Source organism: Sphingomonas sp. (genome assembly GCF_030145815.1).
GTDB lineage: Bacteria > Pseudomonadota > Alphaproteobacteria > Sphingomonadales > Sphingomonadaceae > Sphingomonas.
In genome coordinates, this window is sequence record NZ_JAIXHL010000065.1 from 1 (window position 1) to 4768 (window position 4768).

Consider the following 4768-nt stretch of genomic DNA (forward strand, 5'->3'; position numbering starts at 1 on the left):
GGGGGCACCTCAAGGTTTGTCATATGGACAGCGGCAGTCGGAACAAATGGTCAACAAAGGCCTGAGCGTTGCCGCAAAGTATATTAAGTTTCGTGGGTTTGTGAGGTTGGACGAGTTGGAAGTTACCGGATCACCTCTCGTGATGTTTCACCCGCGGAGCTCGTAGTAGACGATCTGCCATCCATTCTTGGGACCGCGCCACTGGGTGATCTGAAAGCTATGGGCTTGTGCAGACCCGTCCAGGACGCGGCTACTCCACCGTAGCGTTTCATCGTAACTGCTTCCGGACGATAACGCACCCGCTATGCGCCGAATGGGCAGCTTGGCGGGGAGCCTGCGGATGCGTCGGCCATCGTTGCCGACAAAGATAACGTCTTCGGCCACGCTTCGTCTTGGAACAGCCAACCAGTCGACCTGTTTGCCGGCCTGCTCCTGTCGCAAAACAGACGCGATCTCTTTCGCATCGCTAACGGCTTGGATTTGGAGCTGTTCATTGGTGAGTTTTGCCGAGCACTCAGGTTCGATCGCTTGTAAACTTTCTGCCGCTAATGCCTTCGATCCATCCCGACGATAGTCGTCGATTTCCCAGCGCCACCCCTCAGCACTGTTCCGCCAAAGCGTCTTATATGATCCAACTCGATTTCCGCCATCGTACAGCCCGCCGATAACAACTGCCGACCCGCTCGGATCACAGGACGGAAAGACAAGTTCGGGTCTGCGCTCGGCATGGCTCTCGACACTCATCATTGTGAGCCACCACCTTCGGCTACTCTCGGCTGCTTGCAACATGCTGGCCACAGATGGAGAGCGCGCGGTTTCGGGCGCATGTTGTATTGGCCAGGGGTCGCTTTGTGGACCGAAACTGCGTGCCGCTGCCTGACGGCCACTGGCAAGTACAGCTTCCGAGTAGGCCCGCTCCGCCTCCAGCGCGGAATTCGGCGAACTTGCCGCTAGTAGAAGCGCGAAGATCATGGCGAAATCCTACTCCTCAATCAACGTGTCGAGCGATGTACGGGCATCTGCGCCGGATGGTTGAGCGCCCGATAGAGCGTGGCATGATGACACTTCAGCAGCTTCGCCGCTTCGCGCACCGATGTGCCTTCGCCGACGAGACGCTGTCCGAGCGCGATCTGGTCCGGAGTGAGCTTGGGCTTACGCCCGAACTTCACGCCGCGCGCCATGGCTGCCGCGCGGCCGGAACTGGTACGCTGGTGGATCAGCTCGCGCTCGAACTCCGCGATGCCGGCGAACACGGTGAGCACCATGCGTCCCGCAGGCGTGGTCGTGTCGGCCCAGGGCTCGGCGAGCGAGCGCAGCCCCGCTCCCGCCTCGTTCAGCTTCTCGGCGATGTCGAGCAGGTCGCGCGTCGACCGCGCTAGGCGATCGAGCCGGGTGACCACAACCACGTCGTCGTCGCGCAGCTGCTCCAGCATCCGGTCGAGTTCCGGTCGGGCGCGCTTGGCGCCGGACACCTTCTCCTCGAATGTCCGCCGGCATCCGGCCGCCTTCAGTGCCGTCTTTTGAAGCGTGAGATCCTGATCGTCGGTAGATACGCGCGCATAGCCGAGGAGCATGTCGCAGATGTGCATTGGAACACGGCTGATTAGCAACAGACATTTGCGACAGCGTCCGCCCTCGTGGCGTGACCGGTCAGGGCCGCTGTCGCGAAACTTGAGAGTTACGCGACACCTCGCACGTGTCGGCCATAAACTATACGCTCCCGGACAGGGGGTGATCGATGGCCAGACGCGATCTGTTAACGGGCGACGAACGCCGCGCGTTGTTCGGCGTGCCCCTCGACCATGCCTCGCTCGCCAAGCATTACACGGTTGCCGATGAGGACCGGCCACTGATCGAAGCGAAGCGCGGCGACGCCAACCGGCTCGGCTTCGCGCTGCACCTCGCCCTGCTGCGTCATCCCGGCTTCGGCATACGCCACGACGATGTCGTCCCCGATTTTCTGATCCGGCACCTGGCCGCGCAACTCGACATCGCGCCCACAGCGTTCGAGGGCTACGCGCATCGCGCCCAGACCCGGCTCGAACACGCCTGGGAGGCGATGGAGCGTTTGCGCCTGCGCGCGTTCGAGGCGGCCGACGTCCCCGGCGCGCTCGGCGCAGCCACCCGCGCGGCGGAAGCGACCGAACGGGGCAAGCCGATCGCCGCGGCAGTGCTGGGCCATTTGCGTGCTGCCCGGATCGTTCTGCCCGCGCCCGCCCGTATCGAGCGGATCGGGGTGGCGGGGCGCGCCATGGCGCGCCGCCTCGCGGCCGACACGCTGGTCGATGCGCTTGCTCCGGAGCAGGTGACGGGGCTGGATGCGTTGCTGATCGTGGACCAGGATCGCAGCACGACGCCGCTCGCGTGGCTGCGCGACACGTCGGACAGCCCGACCGCGCGCAATCTCGCCGGCATTCTCGCCCGGCTCGCGCACGTGCGCCGGCTCGGGCTCGACCCGGGCATGGCCGGCCGCATCCACGAGCACCGCTTCGAGCAGCTCGTGCGCGAAGGCCACGTCGCGCCCGCGTTCCTCCTGTCCGACTACTCGCTCCGCAGAAGGCGCGCGACACTCGCCGCAGCCGTCATCGACCTGGAAGCGCGGCTCGCGGACGCCGCGATCGAAATGTTCGGCAAGCAGACCGGCCTCCTGTTCGCCAGGGCCAGGGCCGCGCAGAAGCGCGGCATCGAGGCGACCACACGCGACGTGAACCGGCTCATGCGGCTGCTGGGCGCCACGGTCGGCGCACTCCGGGTCGCGCGCGAGGACGGGTTGGACGTCTGGGCGGCGCTCGACGACGGGGTGGGCTGGACGAGGCTTCTGGACGCCGAGAGCGAGGCGACCGCGATCGCCGACCTGACTCGCGACGAGCCGCTGATCCGCGCGGCGGGGCGCTACATGACGATGCGGCGCTACGCGCCCGCGTTTTTTGACGCGTTCCGGTTCAAGGCGGCAGGCTCGCGCGACGGCGTGCTCGGCGCGATCAAGGTCGTGCGCGCGCTGAACGCGACCGGGCGGCGAGACGTACCGGCCGATGCGCCCATGCCGTTTTCCAGAAAATGGAAGGCGGCGATCACCGAGGGCGGCGTCATCGACCGCCGTCGCTACGAAACCGCCACGGTCGCGACCGTGCGCGAGCGGCTCCAATCGGGCGACCTGTGGGTGGAGGGTACGCGCGAACACCTGCGCTTCGACAGCTATATGCTCCCGCCCGGCAAAGCGGCCGAGATCGCGCTCACGCTGCCGTTCGACACCGACGTCGGCCGCTACTTGGAGGGGCGCGCCAGGCTGCTCGACTGGCGGTTGCGCCGGTTCGCAGGCTCGCTGAAGCGCGGCACGCTCGACGGCGTGGAGCTGCGGGGCGGTAACCTCAGGGTCAGCCCGCTCGCGGCCGTAACGCCCGCTGCGGCCGACAGGCTGGACGCGGCCGTCGACCGGCTCATGCCCCGCGTGCGCATCACCGAGCTGCTCGCCGAGGTGGAAGCCCGCACCGGGTTCCTGTGCGCATTTCCGGAACTGCGCTCGGGCCGCGCCCACTCCAACCCGCAGGCCGTGCTCGCCGCGATCCTGGCAGACGCGACGAACCTCGGCATCGAGCGCATGGCCAACGCCAGCCAGGGCGTCACCTACGCCCAGCTCGCCTGGACGCATGGCTGGTACGTATCGGAAGAGAATTATGCGGCAGGGCTGCGCCATCTGGTGGACGCGCAAGCCGCGCTGCCGCTCACGCGCGTGTGGGGCGACGGCACCGCGTCGAGCTCGGACGGGCAGTTCTTCCGCTCGGGCAGGCGGGGCGCGGCCGGCAGCACCAACGCGCGCTACGACCGGGAGCCGGGGCAGAAGATCTACGCCCATGTCGCCGATACCTACGCGCCCTACCATGTCCGGCTGATCTCGGCGACCGCGGCGGAGGCGCCCTATGTGCTGGACGGGCTGGTCGCGCACGGCTGCGGCATCGATCCCGCGACCCACTATGCCGATACGGGCGGCGCGTCCGACCACGTGTTCGCGCTCGCGCACCTACTCGGCTTCCGGTTCGTGCCCCGCCTGCGCGATCTAGCCGATCGCCGGCTCGGCCTGTTCCCGGGCACGGCCCGCCCCGAGGCGCTCGCGAAGCTGATCGGGCGCCCGTTCAACATCGCTGCCATCCGCGAAAGCTGGGACGAGATCGTCCGGCTCGCCGCGTCCGTGAAGGCCGGCGTGGTGCTACCGTCGGTCATGCTGAAGAAGCTGGCCGCGTACCGTCGCCAGAACCGGCTCGACTTCGCGCTCCAGGAGCTGGGCCGGATCGAGCGCACCCTGTTCACGCTCGACTGGCTAGAATCCAGGGCGCTCCGCCAGCAGTGTCAGGCTGGGCTCAACAAGGGCGAGGCGCGTCACACGCTCGCCCAAGCCGTGTTCGTCCACAAACAGGGCCGCCTGCGCGATCCGCAGTTCGAGAACCAGGCGCTGAAAGCGTCCGGGCTGACGCTGGTCACCGCCGCGATCGTGTACTGGAACACGCTTTACATGGGCCGCGCCGTCGAGCATCTGCGCGCCAGCGGCGAGCCCGCGCCCGACGAGCTGCTCGCCCATGTAGCCCCGCTCGGCTGGCGACACATCAGCCTGATCGGCGATTACCTCTGGCAGAATGCCGCTGCCGAGCTCGATCGAGACGGCTACCGCGCACTCAACATCGCCGGCGGACCCGGAGCCAAGGTGGCCTGAGCCGCCCTGTTCGCTACCTGTTCAGCTTACCGCTGTCCGTGTCACAAACCTTGAGGTGCTCCC

The 4768-nt window shown here is 67.1% G+C and carries 3 protein-coding genes; 1 reads left to right on the forward strand and 2 read right to left on the reverse strand.

The window, feature by feature from the left end; translation table 11 throughout:
- Positions 1-147: 147 nt before the first annotated feature.
- A complete protein-coding gene (locus tag KYX69_RS22810) occupies positions 148-972 on the reverse strand; it encodes a hypothetical protein (protein ID WP_126014483.1) in 825 nt (274 codons plus the stop codon).
- A gap of 20 nt (positions 973-992) precedes the next feature.
- Complete coding sequence (locus KYX69_RS22815) at positions 993-1574, reverse strand: recombinase family protein (protein ID WP_007406331.1); 582 nt, start codon at positions 1572-1574, stop codon at positions 993-995.
- Between the two features lie 164 nt (positions 1575-1738).
- Here KYX69_RS22815 and KYX69_RS22820 point away from each other — a divergent pair, with 164 nt between their 5' ends.
- Positions 1739-4705: a Tn3 family transposase gene (locus KYX69_RS22820; protein WP_300501649.1), complete on the forward strand. Its 2967-nt coding sequence runs from the start codon at positions 1739-1741 to the stop codon at positions 4703-4705.
- Positions 4706-4768 lie beyond the last annotated feature (63 nt).